The sequence below is a fragment of the Puniceibacterium sediminis genome, from assembly GCF_900188035.1.
Taxonomy (GTDB): domain Bacteria; phylum Pseudomonadota; class Alphaproteobacteria; order Rhodobacterales; family Rhodobacteraceae; genus Puniceibacterium; species Puniceibacterium sediminis.
This window is the reverse complement of sequence record NZ_FZNN01000037.1, coordinates 1-18,887: the sequence shown is the minus strand read 5'-3', so window position 1 is coordinate 18,887 and position 18,887 is coordinate 1. Positions and strand designations below refer to the sequence as shown.

The 18,887-nt window shown below is 59.3% G+C and carries 14 protein-coding genes and 3 pseudogenes; 8 read left to right on the top strand and 9 right to left on the bottom strand.

The features are described 5' to 3' along the window. Positions 1-450 precede the first annotated feature (450 nt). The 7 genes from CHB75_RS20500 to CHB75_RS20470 all read left to right on the top strand — a co-directional run bounded on the left by CHB75_RS20500 (position 451) and on the right by CHB75_RS20470 (position 7,482). On the top strand, positions 451-1,617 hold the full coding sequence (locus tag CHB75_RS20500; RefSeq protein WP_089273960.1) for a nucleotide sugar dehydrogenase: 1,167 nt from the start codon (positions 451-453) through the stop codon (positions 1,615-1,617). Next, positions 1,617-1,898: an SGNH hydrolase domain-containing protein gene (locus tag CHB75_RS20495; RefSeq protein WP_089273959.1), complete on the top strand. Its 282-nt coding sequence runs from the start codon at positions 1,617-1,619 to the stop codon at positions 1,896-1,898. The genes CHB75_RS20500 and CHB75_RS20495 overlap by 1 nt, the downstream gene beginning before the upstream one ends. A gap of 22 nt (positions 1,899-1,920) precedes the next feature. After that, positions 1,921-2,952 (top strand): NAD-dependent epimerase/dehydratase family protein, encoded by a 1,032-nt coding sequence (locus tag CHB75_RS20490; protein WP_245841090.1) that lies wholly within the window; start codon positions 1,921-1,923, stop codon positions 2,950-2,952. A 2-nt stretch (positions 2,953-2,954) separates the two neighbouring features. Continuing rightward, positions 2,955-3,692: a sulfotransferase family 2 domain-containing protein gene (locus CHB75_RS20485; protein ID WP_089273955.1), complete on the top strand. Its 738-nt coding sequence runs from the start codon at positions 2,955-2,957 to the stop codon at positions 3,690-3,692. 21 nt (positions 3,693-3,713) lie between these two features. After that, positions 3,714-4,781, top strand: coding sequence for an acyltransferase family protein (locus CHB75_RS20480; protein ID WP_089273953.1), 1,068 nt, complete (start codon positions 3,714-3,716; stop codon positions 4,779-4,781). Between the two features lie 18 nt (positions 4,782-4,799). Beyond that, entirely contained in the window at positions 4,800-6,257 is a 1,458-nt protein-coding gene (locus CHB75_RS20475) for an oligosaccharide flippase family protein (RefSeq protein WP_176439233.1), read from the top strand. A gap of 226 nt (positions 6,258-6,483) precedes the next feature. After that, complete coding sequence (locus CHB75_RS20470) at positions 6,484-7,482, top strand: sulfotransferase (RefSeq protein ID WP_089273949.1); 999 nt, start codon at positions 6,484-6,486, stop codon at positions 7,480-7,482. A 6-nt stretch (positions 7,483-7,488) separates the two neighbouring features. Here CHB75_RS20470 and CHB75_RS20465 read toward each other — a convergent pair whose 3' ends face one another. From CHB75_RS20465 to CHB75_RS20425, 9 genes and pseudogenes are all read right to left on the bottom strand, one after another. Then, on the bottom strand, positions 7,489-8,694 hold the full coding sequence (locus CHB75_RS20465; protein ID WP_141135162.1) for a hypothetical protein: 1,206 nt from the start codon (positions 8,692-8,694) through the stop codon (positions 7,489-7,491). A 109-nt stretch (positions 8,695-8,803) separates the two neighbouring features. Then, on the bottom strand, positions 8,804-9,955 hold the full coding sequence (locus CHB75_RS20460) for a GumK N-terminal domain-containing glycosyltransferase (protein WP_089273945.1): 1,152 nt from the start codon (positions 9,953-9,955) through the stop codon (positions 8,804-8,806). Continuing rightward, complete coding sequence (locus tag CHB75_RS20455; RefSeq protein ID WP_089273943.1) at positions 9,952-10,923, bottom strand: nitroreductase family protein; 972 nt, start codon at positions 10,921-10,923, stop codon at positions 9,952-9,954. The genes CHB75_RS20460 and CHB75_RS20455 overlap by 4 nt, the downstream gene beginning before the upstream one ends. Next, complete coding sequence (locus CHB75_RS20450; protein ID WP_176439232.1) at positions 10,920-11,990, bottom strand: polysaccharide pyruvyl transferase family protein; 1,071 nt, start codon at positions 11,988-11,990, stop codon at positions 10,920-10,922. Before CHB75_RS20450 ends, CHB75_RS20455 begins: the two co-directional genes overlap by 4 nt. A 466-nt stretch (positions 11,991-12,456) precedes the next feature. Then, positions 12,457-13,557: a glycosyltransferase family 4 protein gene (locus CHB75_RS20445; RefSeq protein ID WP_089273939.1), complete on the bottom strand. Its 1,101-nt coding sequence runs from the start codon at positions 13,555-13,557 to the stop codon at positions 12,457-12,459. Beyond that, positions 13,557-14,732: a glycosyltransferase gene (locus CHB75_RS20440; protein WP_089273937.1), complete on the bottom strand. Its 1,176-nt coding sequence runs from the start codon at positions 14,730-14,732 to the stop codon at positions 13,557-13,559. The genes CHB75_RS20445 and CHB75_RS20440 overlap by 1 nt, the downstream gene beginning before the upstream one ends. Before the next feature lie 576 nt (positions 14,733-15,308). Then, a pseudogene (gene istB, locus CHB75_RS20435) lies at positions 15,309-16,128 on the bottom strand (IS21-like element helper ATPase IstB). Continuing rightward, positions 16,118-17,729, bottom strand: a pseudogene (gene istA, locus CHB75_RS20430) (IS21 family transposase). The pseudogenes istB and istA overlap by 11 nt, the downstream one beginning before the upstream one ends. Before the next feature lie 90 nt (positions 17,730-17,819). Then, entirely contained in the window at positions 17,820-18,404 is a 585-nt protein-coding gene (locus CHB75_RS20425) for a recombinase family protein (RefSeq protein ID WP_245841089.1), read from the bottom strand. A gap of 127 nt (positions 18,405-18,531) precedes the next feature. Here CHB75_RS20425 and CHB75_RS22580 point away from each other — a divergent pair. Next, positions 18,532-18,618: pseudogene (locus CHB75_RS22580) on the top strand (DUF4158 domain-containing protein); the annotation flags it as partial. Positions 18,619-18,887 lie beyond the last annotated feature (269 nt).

Below are 18,887 nucleotides of genomic sequence, written 5' to 3'. Positions count from 1 at the left end.
CGCCGGAATTCGTCCGTCCGTTTCAGCCCCATAGTCAGTCTCCTTTGTTGCAGCAAATGCTATCAAAGGAGCGCCATCAAACCGCGACAGGTCCAGTGAGGTTCACAGTGTCTCTGGACTTACAACAACCCGTCTCATGGTTTGCAGGCAACCACTGCCGGGCAGCGAAGCAACCGAACGTCGGCATCGTCGGCATTACACCCGTCCAGAAACTGAAACGGCTGCGTAAGTTCTACGCCCTTGTCACGTTAAAAAGGGGAGGATTATCTCCTGATCACGAATCCAAGGGTGACACGTGTGGACAATGTAGGCCTGTAGTGCATAAGTCGCGGCGCCTGCTGCGCACAGGCGGACCACCTCGGCACGGAGACTCCGGCTCTCTACTTATGTCATTGAAGAAATGCAAAAGCGCTACACGCGCGATGGTGAGATCATGTGGACGTTGAACTTATGAAGGTTGCAGTTGCCGGTCTGGGTTATGTGGGGCTTTCGAATTCAGTCCTGCTTGCGCAGAAACACACCGTCGTGGCTGTGGATGTCACTCCGGAGCGCGTCGATATGGTCAATGATCGAAAATGTCCGATCGTCGATCACGAGCTGGAAGACCTTCTTGCCAACCATGCGCTTGATCTGACCGCAACCACAGATGCCGACGCGGCCTATTCGGACGCGGACTTCGTCATCGTCGCCACGCCCACGAATTACGACCCCAAGACCAACTTCTTCGACACGTCCAGCGTCGAAGCGGTGGCTGCGCAGGTCACGCGCGTCAATCCCGACGCCACCATCGTGATTAAGTCGACCATTCCGGTGGGGTTCGTACGCGCGCTGCGCGCGCGGCTGGACACCGACAACGTGATCTTTTCGCCGGAGTTTCTTCGCGAAGGCAGGGCGCTCTACGACAATCTGCATCCCAGTCGGATCATCGTCGGCGAACGCTCGGAGCGGGCCCGCGTTTTTGCCGATCTGCTGGTCGAGGGTGCGGTCAAGAAGGACGTCCCGGTGCTGTTCACTGATGCCGACGAGGCGGAGGCGATCAAGCTGTTTGCCAACACGTTCCTCGCGATGCGGGTGGCATTCTTCAACGAGCTGGACAGCTACGCGATGGCCGACGGCATGGATTCGCGCCAGATCATCGATGGCGTCAGCCTCGATCCCCGCATCGGCGCGCATTACAACAACCCGTCCTTCGGCTATGGCGGCTATTGCCTGCCCAAGGACACAAAGCAGCTGCTGGCGAACTACAACCACGTGCCGCAGAACCTGATCCGGGCGATCGTGGACGCCAACCGCACGCGTAAGGACTACCTTGCTGACCGAATCCTGATGCGCGGTCCCAAGGTGGTGGGCATCTACCGGCTGGTGATGAAGGCAGGGTCCGACAATTTCCGTCAAAGCTCGGTCCAGGGGATCATGAAGCGGCTCAAGGCCAAGGGCGTAAAGGTCATCGTTTACGAACCCGTGCTGGAGGGGTCGGAATTCTTCCGCTCCCGCGTGGTGCGGGATCTGGAGGCCTTCAAGGCCGAATCCGACCTGATCGTGGCCAACCGAATCACCGACGAGATCCACGACGTTGCCGACCGCGTCTTTACTCGCGATCTGTTTGGAGGGGATTGATGAGCCTTGAGAATCTGCCCCGCTCTGCCGGAGCCCGTGTTCCTTGCATGACGGACCAGGCAAGCGCAGGCTACCGCAACGATATCCAGAAATTGCAAGTCATGCTACGTGCGGTGCCCGAGACCATTGAAATGATCGGTTTTTACGGCCCTGTGCCGGATTTTTGCAAAGAAGGACAGGACTCTATCATGGATGGCTCAACCGTACTGTATTTCAATTCGATACACGTCAGCCTTGCAGGTGCACGACCCGTCGTTGCCGGTTTAGGAGACGCGTTGTGAGCTGGGGTTGCGCGATATGGTGATGCAGAAGACCGTTCTTGTCACCGGAGCTGCAGGCTTCATTGGCTATCATCTGTGCCGACGATTGATTGACGACGGATTCCGGGTTGTCGGGATCGACAACCTGTCGGATTACTACGACGTCGCTCTCAAGCGCCGCCGTCAGGCGATGCTGTTGCAGTCGCCCGGCTTCTCGATCGTGACCGACAGCATCGAGACCCCGGGCGTGATGATGGCACTTTTCGAAGAGCACCGGCCCGATTTTGTCATCCATCTCGCGGCGCAGGCGGGTGTACGGTATTCGATCGAGAATCCGCGCGCCTATCTGGAAAGCAACGTGATCGGCACCTTCGAGATCCTGGAGGCCGCGAGGGCGTATCCGCCGCAGCACATGCTGCTTGCCTCGACCTCCTCGGCCTATGGTGCGAATACGGACATGCCCTATCGCGAAACCATGCGCGCCGATCACCAGATGTCGTTCTACGCGGCGACGAAGAAATCCACCGAGAGCATGGCGCATTCCTACGCGCATTTGTTCGGCCTGCCGGTGACTATGTTCCGTTTCTTCACTGTCTACGGTCCGTGGGGGCGGCCGGACATGGCGCTATTCAAGTTCACGCGCGCCATCCTCGAAGGTGAGCCCATCGACGTCTACAACTACGGCGACATGAAGCGCGACTTCACCTATATCGACGATCTCGTACAGGCGATCCGGCTGCTGATGGACGCCGTCCCGCAGCGCCCCGAGGATGGCGCCGTGCCCGAGAGCGACAGCCTGTCGCCGGTGGCTCCACACCGGGTGGTGAATATAGGCAACTCGAACGCCGTGCAGTTGACAGACTTCATTGCGGCGATCGAAGAGGCGACAGACTGCGGCGCCAAACGCAACCTGATGCCGATGCAGGCGGGTGACGTGCCAGCCACATGGGCGGATGCATCGCTGCTCCGATCGCTCACGGGCTACAGTCCGACCACGGACGTCAAGGAGGGCGTTGCCCGGTTCGTTGATTGGTACCGCGACTATTATGGCACCCCGCAAGGCGGGGTGCGCTGAAAATGGCAAAGCGGCTGCTCTACATCCACGCCCCTAAATGTGGTGGAACCAGCTTCGGCTCTTCGGTGCGGCTGGCCTACTTCCATTCGCAGGCTACCATCAACGTCAACCGGTCGCGCCGCATTCGGGAAGCCATGTATCCCAATGCCGAGGGGCCGGAAAAAGTCTTGCATGAACAGGCGGTGCGCAAGATCATGTTGGGCGATCTTATGGCGCGAGGTGTGCAATGCATCTCTGCTCATGTGCTGTATCATGCGGATCTGCACATGAGTCTCGACCCGGAGCGCCAAGCAGTGACCCTGCTGCGCGATCCCGTCGCGCGGTTTATGTCGCATTACGCCTATGTCCAGCGCAACCATCCGGATGCGACGCGTCCCGACACGCTTGCCGTGTTTCTCGAAAGTGAAATGGCACAGCGGTACGGATCCATCTACTTGCTGTATTTTGCAGGAACCTATCAGCACACCACGGACGATCTGGAAGGCGCGCTTGCCACAGCCCGTGAGAATCTTGGCCGGTTCTCCCTCATCGGTGATCTGTCGCGTGCATCAGCCTTCCGATCGGCGTTGCGCAACCTTGTCGGTCGCCCTCTGCCGGGATGGGAGCGCAACAAGCGCCCCCACGGCGGAAAGAGCAGCGTGGAAGAACTCCCCGACACGCTGCGCGCACGGATCGAGGCGCTCTGTGCCCCGGATATCGCATTGTATCGTCACGCGCAGTCGCTGCCCACCTGCGTCTGAACCGCCTGAGAGGAACAGTTTATGTCCAGCCCGCAATCCAAACTCGCCGGTGTGCAGTACATGCGCGCACTGGCCTCGTGCATGGTGCTGATCGGACACGTGATTGCCGAAGCTGAGCACTACCTGAAGATCGACATGGGGCTGGGACTGATCCCCTGGACACGTGGCGTGGACATCTTTTTTGTTATTTCTGGCTTTATCATCATGGTCTCGGCTCAGAAATACTTCGAGCGACCACATGGTGTGACGCAATTTCTGCGCAACCGCTTCACGCGTGTGGTTCCGCTCTACTGGTTTTTTACCACGCTTATGCTTGCTGTGCTGCTGATCATGCCCGGCGCAGCGAAGGACACCCAACTCGACTGGGGACAGGCCGTGACTTCCTATCTGTTCATCCCCTACGAACGCTATGACGGACGTGCTGCGCCGATCCTGTCATTAGGCTGGACGCTGAACTTTGAGATCTTTTTCTACGCGCTGTTCGCTTTCGCACTGTTCATGCCAAAGCGCATCGGCCCGATGGTAATTGTCTGTGCGATGACGGTTTGGGTGGCTCTCGGGGCGGTCGCTAATTTCGAGCCAGCAGTGCTGCGGGTCTGGTCGAATCCACTGATCCTTGAATTCTGTTTCGGAGTTCTGCTGGGTCATGTGTATGTCCATCACTGGTCTGGCCTCCAAGGCCGGAACAGGACCGCCGCTGTGTTGCTCGTCGTGGGCTTTGGACTTCTGGTCGCGCTCAATGCCATACCCGACATGCCCCGCTGGATCGCCAGCGGGCTGCCTGTGACAATCATGGTCGGGGCGGTCGTTTTCTTCTGGCATCAGCGCAGCATCACGGGGCCGCTGTCCCGCTTGGGCCTCCTTCTGGGAGACAGCTCCTATGCGCTCTACCTCTCACATCGTTTCGCGCTGCGGGCGCTGACGCTCGTTCTGGCGCCCATGCTGTCGGCGTCTGTGGTCAGTGGGTGGATCTTCGTAGCCGTGGCCGTGACAGTGGCTGTCGTGACGTCGATTATCGTTTTCTATCTGATCGAACGGCCCATGTTGGCGGTGTTCAAGCGCCGTCCCGCCAACCTGCGTACCGTCTGAACCATGGCTGGGTCGAAGTTGAAGGGCCAAGCCCTCTGGTCCGTTGTGCTGCAGTTCTCACGTTTCGGCGGCAACGCGGTGGTCTTCCTTGTCATGGCGCGGTTTCTGACCATCGAACAGATCGGGGCCTTCGGGATGGCCTATGCCCCGGTCCGATGGCTGCAGGTGCTGCACAAGACCGGCATCTCCAACAGCGTCGTGGTCACGCTCCGCCGCAAGGAGGGCAGCGCGATCACCGATGACGATCCGGCGTTCACGGCGCTGTTCTGGTTGTCTATGGCTGCCACGCTGTTGATGACGGTTGGGATCGTAATGCTTGCGCTTGTTCTTGGCGCGGTACAACGGACCGACCAGCCCGTGGACCAGATGATGCTAGTGCTTATCCTGGTCTTGGTAGCCTTCGCAGTGTCCAGTGTGCCCGAGGGGCTGTTGCGCAAGAATATGGAGATCCGTGCCCTCGCGCTGCGGACACTGGCTGTCCAATTCCTGTCGGCCGGTCTTGCTGTAATCCTTGCGTTCTACGGATTCGGCGGTTGGGCGCTAGTGGGCTTTGCGGTGATGAACGCGGTGCTGAGCAGCGTAGTATCAATCGCGATGGCCGGATGGCTGCCCAGCGGTGGCCCCGATATCATCCAGATGCGCGCGCAGACCCCGCAGGCGGCGGCGATCTCGGGACGCGCGCTGCTGTCGGGCAGCATCTATGCGATACTGCAGTTCTCGATCGGCCTAGTCTTGGGTCTGGGGGCCGCAGGCGCATTTCAGATCGCCCAACGGGTTTACCAGATTCTCGATGCGCTGTGCCTAGCTCCGATCCGCTTCCTGGTCCTGCCGCTCTTCTCGCGCACAGCCGAAGTCGGGGATGGGACCTTGCCAGGCAGAACGATCGAACGCGGTTTGTATGTCACCGGGCTGGTCTCGGCACCTTTCTACATCGGCACGATCGCGATTGCGGGCCCTGCCCTGACACTGGTCATAGGGGCCGAGAACGCCAGCCACAGCGTTCTGCCGTTGCAGCTCTTGTGCGTGCTGGGGTTACCAATGGCCAGCTTGACCATCCTGACGCAGGCCCTGACCGTCGTGGGGCACGCTGGCCTTGCCTTCCATCGTACGGTCTGGATGCTGCTGGGCACGGTGGTATTCAGCCTCCCCGCACTGCTGATCTCAGTTGAGGCCGTGACGCTTTGCTTCGTCGTTGTGTCCTATCTCGTGATGCTGCTTTTTTTCAGACAGTTAGAGCCGATCTTGGGGCTAAGCGGACCGCGTGCCTTTGGCGCCGTGGCGCGACCCTACGTTGCCTGTGTACTGGCAGTATTGCCGGGCTGGGGCGCAGCTACCTATCTCCTGGCCAATACCGCCATTCCGGGATGGGCGATATTGCTGGTAGTGCCGCTGACGGTTGCGGGGGGCTATCTGGGGATGCTCAGACTGGTTGCGCCCGCCGCATTGACAGAGCTGCGCAAAGCGCTCAAACGGTGATGCTCGGACGGCTCCGAGCGCCCCTGAGCCCCATCGGAAAGTGCAGTAAAGAGGCAATACAAGAAACGCCTGCGTGTATGCGCTGCCGGACGCTTGCAAGGGATGGACACGGAGTAGACGCAGCAGATATGCACTTACCATCCTCTGCAAGGGTAGAAACTGGTAGAGCATTTCCTTCCACGCGGTCCTGACCATTTGCACCCGCTGACTGTATCTGGAGTTTTTAATGCGGTCTCGTTTCATTCGCAGCGATCCAGCAGCGCACAGATGGCTGATTGTCACTGGAGCTCCCCGTAGCGGGACAAGCTATTTTGGTGAAATCCTTGGGCGTGACCCACGGATGAACACACTTATCGAGCCCTTCAATCCGGATGCGGGCATTCCCGCAGTCACAGAGCGCTATATGTACGGCGCTGACCCCGACGCCCTTTCGCGGGGCGATCGCGCTATTCTCGAGAGCCTGTTTTCCTACGACTTCAAGCTCAAGACTGTACACAGCACGCGGGACAGGCTGATAGAGACAGTCTTCAAGACGCTTTTCTTTGGTGGCAATCAGCTAGCACTTTTGAAGGCACGCATGAACGCCCAGGCTGAGTATTCGCTGATCAAAGACCCGATCGCGGTCTTTCTGGTGGAAGCGCTTTATCGCATGCGCGCTATGGACGTCTTTTTTCTGGTGCGACACCCGCTGTCTTTCGTCGGAAGTCTCAAGCGACTGGGCTGGAACTTCAAGGTGCACCCGCTGACTTCCAAGATGGATCTCTGCGCCGCCTTCCTGCCGGAGTTGGTGGATCGTGATCCCGACAGCCTGAGCTGGTGCGAACACGCGGCCTATATCTGGCTTGCCATAGGGCGGCAGATGCAGCGGCTGATCGACGTCGGCATTCCGGTCACGCCCATCTTCCACGAGCAGATCTCGGCCGACCCCGCGTCTCATTACGAACGGATCTATCGGCATCTAGGGCTGGACTGGACTGACGAGGTAAGAGCGCATGTCGTCGCGACCTCGACCGCTTCCGGCAAGGCTGGAGCGCAGACCGGTGTCGTGCACGATTTCTTCCGCGATTCATCTTCCATCTTTGAGCACAGTCTCGCGCAGCTCGACGACGAGGAACGCGAGACGGTGATCCGCATCACCCGTCCAGTGCTCGATGCTTGGTACGCGGCACCCGACAGCGCGACGCTATCTGATACTGGGACAGCACTGCATATGCGCGGTTGCTGATCGGACCTATTCGGCAGGTTGAACCGTTAATGCGTTCCGGCTCTGTTGTCGCGGTTTGGCAAAGGACCCGATGAACGCCGTGATCATCACCATGGCCACGAAATTCGTATTGGCAAAGTACAGTGTATGCGTGCACAGCACATAGCCGCCGGCAAACAACCCATAGATTGCCGCTCCGGAAATGCTTTCGACTCCTTTGTGAAAGACGATGGCGCTGATCACGGCGATTGCCGCTATATACAGGCTCGCTCCAACAGCGCCGAAATCGACATAGGGCATGGTGAATATGGACCACGCACCGCCCCCGCGGATGGCATCGACCGCCTCCAGCTGATCGACCAGTAGGCTGCGAAAGAAGCCATCGGTTTGAGTGAAGTAAGTCGCGAACTTGAACGTGAAGAACCCGTAGGTGTGATCGAACTCCCGGTTAAGAGGCATGAACGAGTTCAGAAGGTCATTGGAGAAATAGAATACCAGCTTCTCGAAACCGACCTCGATGGGACTGGCTCCAATTGTTGCATTGGTCACCGACTCCCGTCCGATCCATGTCGACATGAACAGTACAAAACCAATGGGTAGATACTGAAGCCCGATCAGCCTGCGATGAACCATGCAGGTGGAAAAATACGCGGCCATGATCAGTTGCAGCAGCAGCAGCCGCTGGGACATCACGATCGGCAGCAGAGCCAGCATGACAAGGTTTACCGAAAAGCTGATCAGGCACAGTTGGCGATATTTTGGCGACAACCCGCCTTGCCGTTTACCCGCTGCTAGTATGGTTGCCGCGATCGCGCCTGTCGCGGGCAAGGATGCATATATCACGCGCATCCCAGTAAAAAGCTTGTTGTCGAGCAGAGCTTCCCGCGCTTCAAGCGCATCCAGCTGCACCAGCAGCAGCATGGTCCGAAAGCCCCCCATGCTCTGCGCGGTCAGAGACACCCAAAGAAGCGTGATTGTCACGAAGACCGCGTTCAGGATAAAGGCTGCTCGGGCCACCCGATCAAGGTCTATGTTCGTCTCGAACGGCTTTGGCTTGCTAGGCAGCGCGAGCATCGTGACGATGCTCGCACAGACAAAGACGATAAACGCCACGGCCAGCCAAGCCGCCCCGGTCGCGCTAAAATCCTCGACAGTCAGATGCTGGCGTTCGAGAAGTTCGATGGCGATATCGAACCGCTCCGGAAACGCGAAAGGCAAGGCCGCGACGGCCAAGGTCACGGCCCAGATCACGATGACGAGCACGATAGGGGAGATCATGAGAAGTTTGCGCATCGTTTCTGCTTCTGCCTCCAGTCCGCCTCTTTACACGGGTACCTAGAACCTACGCCGTGTTATAGCGAGTCCCGTCGGGTTTTGGCGTCGCGGCGATCCGCTCATACAGCACGGACCAGTCCTGAACCGACGGATCACTCGGACCACGGCCCATGCCCTCCAACCGGTCCAGCGCCGCACGGATACTCGGCTCAGAGCCCGGCCGATAGCCCACCAAGCTGGGCACCTCCGGATCGCAGAGCCGCTCCGGGCCAATCATCGGCAGGCCAAAGTAACGGTACATCAGCATCCGATTGGAGTTCACCGTCTGGTATTCCACGCCCGGTTTGTCGAGATAGGGCGCAAGGCCGATATCGGCATGCCGGACCCAGGCCGCAGTCTCTTCAAAGGGCCGTTCACCGTGCAGGACGAGGTTCCCCGGCTTGTCGATCGCATCGCCGCGCAGTCGGCCAAAGATATGGAACCGCCAGTCGGGGCGCAGTCGTGCTATAGCAAGGACAGATGGCATGTCGAACTGTGTCGTTCCCGCGCAGACCGCTTCGCGTGTCGCCCGTGGGGCGCCAGCAAACGGGTCGGGCATATCCCGGTCCAGCAGCGCCTTAGATACGCCCATTGGATCGCGTGCGACCGTCCCAAACCGTTCGAAACGCCGCGCAAGATGCGGGCTCGCCACGCTGATCCGGTCGAAGAGCGAGGCGTATCGCATTTCGGCCAGAGAGATGAAGTTCGGCAAGCCCAGGACCGTCACGTCGTCGTTGACGCGGTAGACCATCGCCGCGCCCGGCGCTGCGGCCCGTGCAATCGGTGCGAGCATCACCGGCTGACCGCTTTCGACAACCACAAGATCCGCATCGGCCAGATATTTTGGCAAACGCCGTCGCCAATAGGCGGGAAAAATCCGGTGTAGCGGTTCCAGAAGGGCATCCAGTGCAGGTTTGCGCAGGCTGAACGGGTGCAGCGGGGCATATCCGAACACTGCAGTCAGCGTCTCGTCGTGTCGGGTTTCCCCGGGCAGCGGAGGGGCCTCGAGGCTCTGGAACCGCTTGTCGCCGCGCAGCTTGGAGACCCAGCTGTAGCCGACCGTGATTATCGTGACGTGCCAGCCGTTATCGCGCAGGTTATCGCTGAGCCACAGGATGCTGCCACGGCGTTTCTGCACGGGAAAATGGCCGGTCAGGATGACGGCGCGCTTGCCAGTCACGGTGTGATCTCATTCAGAAGATCGTCCAAGCTGCGGCGGGGCGAAGCGGCCACTTCGAAGGCCTCGGGGATCTGGCCGACCCCGATCATCATGATGATCAGGTCATTTTGTGGAAGATCAAGTATACGCAGCAGCGTTGCGTTCTTCCTGCGATCCGCCGACCAGTTCAGTGGGATTGTGCCAAGGCCCTTGGAATGCAGCGCCAGCAGCAAAGACATGGCGAACATGCCGCCATCCACAAAGCCCTGGTTCCGCTCCTTGCCGTCGCGGAAATTGCTCATGTCCGAGGCCACGACGAGAACCGTGTCGATATCGTCACCAAATCCCCGGTTGCCGCCCTGCAGGGGCAGAATACGGGATTTGGTTTCGGCATCGCGTATCGCATAGACCCGGCTGCTCTGCCTATTACAGACCGAGGGCGACGTCCCTGCAAGCGCAACGGCGTCCCGCAACACGTCGGCATCGACTGCTCCCGGTGCAAACATGCGGGTGCTTCGACGTGAGCGCATCACGCTTTCCAGATCGCCCTGACCGGCCAACACCTGTGCGTCCCGCCCCAGCGTTACCGTACCAGTGTCAGCGGGCGCAGGACCAGCGAGTGCCAGTTTCTCGAACCGCGCAATATCCGCAGGGATGTTCTTGCCCGCGTGACGCTCGAAATAGGCACGGATCGATCCGCGTGCCATGCGGATTGAGACGTGGTCCTCTGGCAGGCCCAGATCTTCGTACATGCCGATCAGCTGTTCGAGCTGTCGTAGGGCCGTTTTTCCAAAGAAATCCCGCGGTTTGGGCATGGAAAGGCCCTTCTCGATGGAATGGGCCTTCTGCAGCAGGCGTCCACGCAGCTGGTCAGGATTGAGTTTATATCGGCCGGACTGCGAATACATGAAGTAGCGCCGCGCATCGTAAAAGTAGTCCAGCAGAATGTTGACGAGCGCCTTGGCGCGGCGCAGCCTTTCTCGGATCATAATGGGTGCCCTTTGGACGGTGCGTTGCGCTTCAGAAACGCCTTTGAACTGTCGATCAGCGGCGCAAGCCCTTCCAGCTGCCCAGCCGGGTAGCGGAGATCATCCAGCGCATAACGATTGATCTCGGAGGGCGTGTCGTGCAGCAAATGCTCCAGCCCAACCATCTTCATGATGCGTTCGAGCTTCATCCGTTTTTTCGGGGCGACATAGGCATAGAGCGGTCGATTGAAGAGCAGTGCGAAGATATTGCCGTGGAAGAAATCGGTGACCACCACGCTTGAATGCCGGATCAGACCGAGCCATTCCTGCGGCCCGATGGCCACGAACTCCGCGTCGCAGATCTTGTTGCGCGCGCCCACACCGACGACCTTCAGGCCGTGCCGGTCAGCGAATTTCCGGATCTCCGCGCTGTCCTGAGCGTTGGGCCAACCATAGAGCGCGAGATAGTCACCGCCCGTGTAAGGCTTCGGATGGGTTTCTGCCTCGAAGTCCCACAGGAAGGTCGGATCGCAGACGATCGTGGGGGGGGAGCCGGTCAGCGCGGTCACGGCCTCGCCGGTGTGCGGATCGCGTACCGCGATGTCATGAAAACGCTTGAGCCAAGGACCTGTTTTCTCGGCATGGTCACGCAGATCAGTCACGGTCGAGGCGCTGGCGGCAAAGGCACAAAGCCGCGTTTTTTCCGGAGACAGGAAATCGAAGTAGAAAGACCCGTCAAGCGGGCGGATGCTGTCGACCTTCCAAACCTCGTCTGACCCGGTGAACACCACGTCGTAGCGCCCGTCGTCCAGCGGCTGCAGCTTGTCTGGCCGGAACACGGGGGCACCACTAAGGGTCAGCTTGTCGTTGACGAAACGCCTGAACTTCAGCAATTTCCCGACATTGCGCGCGGACCGGCGTTTGCCCATGAACTGTGATCGAAAATACATCCAAAGCGCACGCAAGGGCATGTAGTTGATGACTTCCACCTCGTGCCCGAGACTTCCCAGATACTTTGACAGCGCGTAACACTGCAGCGTCGCCCCAAAATTCGGTGTGTTGTGAAATGTGATAATGCCGATTTTCATAAAGGTTCTTTCGTTATCCATATCCATGGACAGTCCTGCATGCTTGTCTTCATGACGTTATGCACCATAGGTTGGCCGTAATTTTACATGCATCAGTGCCAGTAGCCTTGCAAGCCACATTCCCATGACATGATCGGGTATGCAGAGGGAGCGCCTCGGAATTCAGCAAAGTGGGCTTCTGTTCCTCCATGTTCGACGTGCGGTTGGAGAAAATGCAGTTGGGTGACGCCCGCTTCGCCTCGTTAAGAAGGTCGCACAAGGGAAGATGCCCATTTGAAAGTGGTGACCCTGATTAGTCGGTGATCCCGGTTCGGAAGGGGACGAAATGACAAGGCCTGTTCGCTCCACCCTGAACCGAAAAATGTAAGGGTGGAGACATTGGTCTGCTCCCTGGAAACGAAAATGATCGCTCCCCACGCCGCGGCGGACGATAGCGAGGGACGGCCCCGGTGTCCGGGCCTCTAAGTTAGCTCGGCTCCGGTACGAGCAGGTTCAGAACCTGATCGGCGCTGGCCGACCAAGAGAATCGTCGCGCCTGTTCGCGGCCAGCCACGCCAAGAGCTGCGCGCTGTTCGGTGGTGTATGCTAGGAACGTCTGGATGCTGCCGGCGATAGCCACAGTGTCGGTAGGATCAAAGAACAGCGCCGTATTTCCCAGGACCTCGGGCATGGCGGTAGTGTTCGACGATAGCACTGGGGTACCCAGGCTCATTGCCTCGAGCGGAGGAATCCCAAACCCCTCGTAGAGCGACGGCCAGACAAAAGCCGCGGCATTGGCGTAAAGCGTCTTGATCTCGGCATCCGTGACCCGGCCCAGAAGCCGGATGCGATCTGTGGCGGCGATCTCGGCCTGGGCCAAGCCTGGCGCGAAACCGCCCGCGACAGCAAGGGGCAGGCTGTCGCTACTAATTGTGCCTAGGGCGTCGATCAGCCGGGCAATGTTCTTATTGGGGCTTTGGTTGCCTGCGGCGAAGAAATATTCCCCGGCGCGCAATCCGTGCCGATCCAGTGTTTCGGCATCACCGGATGCGGACAGCATATGTTCGGCGCTATTGTAGATCACCGTGAAGCGCTCTGCAGACACATGCAGACAGCGCGCGAGCTCGCTTGCCGAAAACTGACTGACGGTGGCCAGATGCGCCACGCGGCGGGCCAGCAGGGGCCGCATCACCTTGTGGAATAAGCGGTAATTTCGGGGGAAGGCCTCTGGAAAGGCCCAGATATTAGCATCGTGGATCACCAAGAGCTGGTTTGCGCATATCAGCGGGCCTGCGCCGCACAGGCTCAGCAATATGCCTTCGCGGGCCCGCCGTCCCAGGGTGATCTGTTCCCAAGCGTGTCCTCTGAGACCGGCCAGCGGCCTGATTTTCAGCACCGACCAGTCGGGCGGATCAATCAGGTCGGCCCCTGCGGGATACCAGACGGATACAGGTCCGATCCGAGCAGCCAGTGCTGGATCTGCGCCCAGCCGTGCATCGAGCGCGGTCAACAGCTCGCGTGCATAGCGTTGCACCCCCGAGATCGGCTGGATCAAAAAGCGGCCGTTGACATGAAGCGGTGGGGTCATCACGTCGTGGTTCCCACGGGCCGTTGCGCGGCGGCACGGGTCCGTATCGCCTCTTCATAGAGTTCTGTTGTCCGCGCACCCAGGCGGTCGAGTTCCCAGTTCGACACGTCTGTCGCACGTGCTCCGTCGGCCAGCCGGTCCAGCTGCGCGCGATCGACGATCAGGGCGCGCAGCTTTTCAGCCGTGTCAGTCATGTCGTTCGGGTCTGAAACCATGCCGTTGACGCCGTGCGTGACGATCTCGTCGATGCCGGGCAGATCGGCGACAACCACAGGTGTGCCAGAGGTGATATATTGCACGACTACGCGCGGTAGCCCCTCGCGCTCCGACGTCAGCACGCAGACATCGGCCATCGCGACAAGCGCATGCGGATCGCTGCGAAACCCGCAGAGCACCACCGCGCCCTCGAGACCTAGCGCGCGGATCTCGGCGTGGACGGCTGCCTCGTGGGGGCCTTTGCCGGCGAGTAGCAGTCGAGTGGGCGGCATCTTCGGCAGCACATTCGCCCAGGCGCGAAGGAATTCGCAATGTCTCTTGCGCGGCTCAAAGGCGGCCAGCATGAGCACGACCGCCGGGCGGGTCTGCGCATCGGGCGCAATCCCGAGAAGATCAGCCGCGTCCTCAGGCTCCGACGGCGCTCGAAACGGGTCCAGCGCCATGCCGGAATAGACCGGCTCCACATGGGTGCATATGCCTTCGTCGACATAGGCTTGGCCGACGCTGCGCGACACCGCGACGAACAGATCCGTGTGCCGGGCCGCGATCTTCTCCGTCGCGATGTAAAAGGCTTTTTTGGCGCGCCCCACACCATCGAAGGGAATAATGTGGATGCCGTGCACGACCAGCGCGCGCGGCACAGCCGAAGCTGCCAATCGTCCGATGATACCGGCCTTGCTTTGATGGGTGTGGATCACGTCGGGAGCGATCTGGGCCAAAAGCTTTTTCATCGCCTTGATGGCGCGGTATTCAAAAAACGGCCGGATCTTGTGAATGAGCTCCGGAAATTCGATGAAGCGGATGCGATCACCGTAGAGATCCTTCCAGAAAGGGTCGGGATCGGGGCCATGGATTAGCGTCACATCGTGACCGTGCTCCACCTGCCACAGACAGGTGGCAATGGTATTTTCCTCAGACCCTGCACGTAATAACCGCGTAAGTATGTGTACAACATGCATTCTAATCAATCTCGAACTGTGGACTGTTGTGTCGCGAGGGGGATGGAGCCTCTCGTGGGCCTTCTCCGGGCTAGGTTCGTATGGCGCGGCTCAGGCAGCGGTGTCAAGGATGGTAGGATCAAGCGCCTGTAGGCAACCCTGCAGTATTACAGGCGCCATTTTCGAAGGAAAGCTCTGCGCCATTTGATTACATTTTGGGCCGTCTCAACGTAATCTGATGCTCAGATCATCGGCGGCGATGTCTTCGTGGAGGTGGATCAAGGGGCGCGCCAGAATGCTGCAACGCGGACCGGTCGCCCCTGACCCCACCAGTGATGATGAACTGTGCATGCTCGACCTGGCCGGGAACATGGGGCGCCCAGCGAGACGCTGCGCCGAAGACAGCCTGATCAACTGATATCCAGCCCGTTGCTTGTTTGAATGCAGGCTTTCGAGGTCCCGCAGGGACGTGGTTGAGATGATGCGGTGGTTTGGACCGTCATTGACATCCCCCATGAGGGGTATTGTTGATTTGCACCCAGAACTGAGCCGGTTTTTTCACCGAGAAGTGAGCCACCTCTGATTATGGATTTTGGTTCATGCTGGGGTCAAGCTGTGTGTTGTTTCCTTCTTCTTTGCAGCAGATGCCGCAGCTGAGCTTGCTTTGAAGCGGAAGCTGTCGTTTCCGGTTTCAAGGATGTGACAGCGGTGGGTCAGGCGATCGAGCAAGGCGGTTGTCATCCTGGCGTCGCCAAAGACCGTGGCCCATTCGCTGAAGCTGAGGTTGGTGGTGATCACGACGCTGGTGCGCTCGTAAAGTTTGCTGAGCAGGTGGAAGAGCAGTGCCCCACCTGACGCACTGAACGGCAGGTATCCCAACTCGTCGAGGATAACGAGGTCGAGCTTGGTCATGGCTTCCGCGATCTGCCCGGCCTTGCCTTTGATCTTTTCCTGTTCGAGGGTGTTGACCAGTTCGATGGTCGAGAAGAAGCGAACCTTGCGGCGGTGATGTTCGACGGCCTGGATGCCGAGCGCCGTTGCGACGTGGGTCTTTCCTGTGCCTGGGCCTCCGATCAAGACCACGTTCTGGGCGCCGTCCATGAACTCGCAGAGGTGCAAGGCCCTTACAGTGGCTTCGTTGATCTCGCTGGCGGCGAAGTCGAAGCCGAAGAGGTCTTTATAGGCCGGAAAGCGGGCGGATTTCATGTGATAAGCGATCGACCGGACCTCGCGTTCGGCCAATTCAGCCTTCAGGAGTTGCGCCAGAATTGGGATGGCAGCTTCAAAGGCCGACGCTCCTTGCTCAATCAGATCAGTGACGGGTCACGCCAAAGGCGTGCCTTCGGCACGACGCCATGCCATACAATTTGAGGCGCAGCATTATGACGATGGCGCCAGCGGCAGGGTCATGACGCATGATGGCCTCCAGCGATTTGGGTCCGCAAATCATCATAGCGTTCGATATTGGCCTTGGGTTCTTGGCGCAGGGCCAGCGCCTGTGGCGTATCCAGTGGCGGGCCATCAATCACCTTGCCGTCGACCAGCCGGTGCAGCAGATTCAGCACATGGGTTTTGGTCGGCACGCCCTCGGCCAACGCAAGCTCGACGGCGATGAGAACGGCTTGTCCATCGTGCTGAAGAACCAGTGCGAGGATGTCTACCATCCACTGACCGGCAGTCGATACGCAGTATCGATGTGAGGGACGCGATCACCGCCGGGCTTGCGCAGCATATGATCCTGCAACTGTCGGAACGCGTGAGGTAATTCCAGGAAGGGCGCACCATTCCTGAGAGCGCCTGGCTTCCTCTGCACGACCGCCAGATAATGCCGCCAGTCGTAGATCGTCTTCGGCGGCAGGTGGTGGCTGCGCTGTATCACGCGCGTATGTTCGCACAGGATGTTGCCCTCAGCCACCACCACCAGCCGGTCCGGATAGATCCGCAGGCTGACAGGGCGGTTGGCGAAGGGTGCTGGAACGCTATAGCCTTGCGTCGGGGAAACGATCCCCCGGATCGTTTTCTGATCCTCCTCATACTCGAAGCTGATCAGACATGTGGGCGACACGCGCTTGCTCAGCTCGACGAAGCCGTCAAACGCGACCGGCAGCGGCATCAGCGCGGCCTGCTCGTCGGCCCAGACGTCGGCGATGGTGCCGGGTTGTTTGCCATGCGGGGTCACCCGCCACAAATCTAAGCAGCGCTCTTCCAGCCAGGCATTCAGCGCGGCAAGGTCGGGGAAGTCCGGCATGCCTTGCAGCATCTGGTGGCGGGAATCTCGAACGTTCTTCTCGACTTGCCCCTTCTCCCAACCCGCCGCAGGATTGCAAAACTCCGGCTCATAGACATAGTGGTTCGTCATCGCGAGGAAGCGCATGTTGATCTGCTGCTCCTTGCCGCGGCCGACGCGATCAACCGCCGTGCGCATATTGTCGTAAATCCCACGACCCGGCACGCCGCCAAATACCGGGAACGCGTGCCAGTGGGCATCGAACAGCATTCATGCGTTTGCAACGGATAGGCACGCAGCAGAAAGGCCCGGCTGTGTGACAGCTTGATATGCGCCATCTGCAACTTCGTGCGCTCGCCGCCCAGAACCGCAAAGTCTTCGCTCCAGTCAAACTGGAAGGCTTCGCCAGGATCAAAATGCAGCGGCACAAAGGTCCCGCGCCCCGTCGTCTGCTGTTCACGCTGCCGATCTGCCCGCCACGATCGCGCAAAAGCCGCCACCCGGGCATAGGACCCGGTGAAGCCAAGCGCCACGAGATCGGCGTGCAACTGCTTCACTGTGCGCCGCTGTTTACGCGACTTTCCGGCTTCGGTCTTCAGCCAACCCGCCAGCTTCTAGGCAAAGGGATCAAGCTTGCTCGCCCGTTCCGGCGTCGCGAATTTTGGCTCGATGGTGTTCGCCGCCAGATGTTTGGTCACTGTATTCCGCGACACGCCTGTCAGCCGCGCGATCTCGCGGATCGACAGCTTCTGCCGCTTATGCATCCGATGGATGATATTCAAAAGTCCCATGTGGATCACTCCGTTGCCCCCCGCTGCTTTCTGCTTTGGGGGTAGGTTCACATGGCTCAGTTCTCAGTGAAAATTATGCGCCTTACCGCCTCAGTTCTGGGTGCAAATCAACAGGGTAGATTTTTGTAAGGGGCAAGACCGTATCACAAAGAGTTCTGTCGCGGGCGTTTCATGATTTCGAGTAAGGTGTTTTGCTGATGCCGAGATCGCCTGCGATCCATCGATATGACCGACCATCCCCCACCGCTTGAAAGACCTTTGGGGCGAGCCTGTCGGATTTCGGGCGTTGGCCGGGATCTTTCTACGTGCCTGCGGTGCAGCCATGCCGGATTTCACCCTTTTGCTGAGCAAATCACGTTCGAACTGCGCGATCCCGGCCTGCATGGTGGCCATCATCCGGCGACGGGGGCTGTCTAACTCGAAGGTCATCCTGTTTATTGCCACCACCAAGACTTTCCAACCTGCGAGCCTGTTGAAGGTATCGAGTAAATCCTGGGTGGAACGTCCCCATCGAAAGAGTTCACTGCCCATGATGGCGTTGATATTTCTGGCCTGCATCAAGTCGAGCACCCGATTGCGGGCGACGCGATTGGCAAAGACGCCTGAAGCTGATTCCTTGAACACCGCCACCATGTCATTTCCGCCGCGCTCGCCGAACGAGGTCAACTCAGCCACCTGTCGCTCACAGGACTGATCGGATGGGGAAACCTAGGCATAGATGGCGGGGCGCTGTCCCAATTGCCCCTCGGATTTTGGCCTTGCAAGCTGTGGTTTTTGCTGGTGCGACGATTGTCCCGAGTACATTCGGAATCGGCGGTACACACGCAATCGCCTTGGCTTTACGCTCCAGCTTTGTGCGTTCCGTTATCCAGGCCGCCTGCTATTCCCGTGCGCGGAGCCCGGAACCTGAGGGACTAGCTGGCGCGCGAGGCCGAGACTGCAGAATCCAACAAAGATCTGGAACGACGCTTTGCCGAAGAATCTAGCCGCAGCAGCACCTGCGCAGGGACCGTTATGACAATTCACAACACCGTATGGCGCAACGACGTACAGCAAACCGGATTGGACCTGTCGCGGTTTGATGGCGCTCCTTTGATAGCATTTGCTGCAACAAAGGAGACTGACTATGGGGCTGAAACGGACGGACGAATTCCGGCG

Excerpts from the sequence above, each read along its gene's own strand:
- CHB75_RS20500 (WP_089273960.1), top strand. The coding sequence starts at position 451 with ATGAAGGTTGCAGTTGCCGGTCTGGGTTATGTGGGGCTTTCGAATTCA.
- CHB75_RS20495 (WP_089273959.1), top strand. The coding sequence starts at position 1,617 with ATGAGCCTTGAGAATCTGCCCCGCTCTGCCGGAGCCCGTGTTCCTTGC.
- CHB75_RS20490 (WP_245841090.1), top strand. The coding sequence starts at position 1,921 with ATGCAGAAGACCGTTCTTGTCACCGGAGCTGCAGGCTTCATTGGCTAT.
- CHB75_RS20485 (WP_089273955.1), top strand. The coding sequence starts at position 2,955 with ATGGCAAAGCGGCTGCTCTACATCCACGCCCCTAAATGTGGTGGAACC.
- CHB75_RS20480 (WP_089273953.1), top strand. The coding sequence starts at position 3,714 with ATGTCCAGCCCGCAATCCAAACTCGCCGGTGTGCAGTACATGCGCGCA.
- CHB75_RS20470 (WP_089273949.1), top strand. The coding sequence starts at position 6,484 with ATGCGGTCTCGTTTCATTCGCAGCGATCCAGCAGCGCACAGATGGCTG.
- CHB75_RS20455 (WP_089273943.1), bottom strand. The coding sequence starts at position 10,923 with ATGATCCGAGAAAGGCTGCGCCGCGCCAAGGCGCTCGTCAACATTCTG.
- CHB75_RS20450 (WP_176439232.1), bottom strand. The coding sequence starts at position 11,990 with ATGAAAATCGGCATTATCACATTTCACAACACACCGAATTTTGGGGCG.
- CHB75_RS20445 (WP_089273939.1), bottom strand. The coding sequence starts at position 13,557 with ATGACCCCACCGCTTCATGTCAACGGCCGCTTTTTGATCCAGCCGATC.
- CHB75_RS20440 (WP_089273937.1), bottom strand. The coding sequence starts at position 14,732 with ATGCATGTTGTACACATACTTACGCGGTTATTACGTGCAGGGTCTGAG.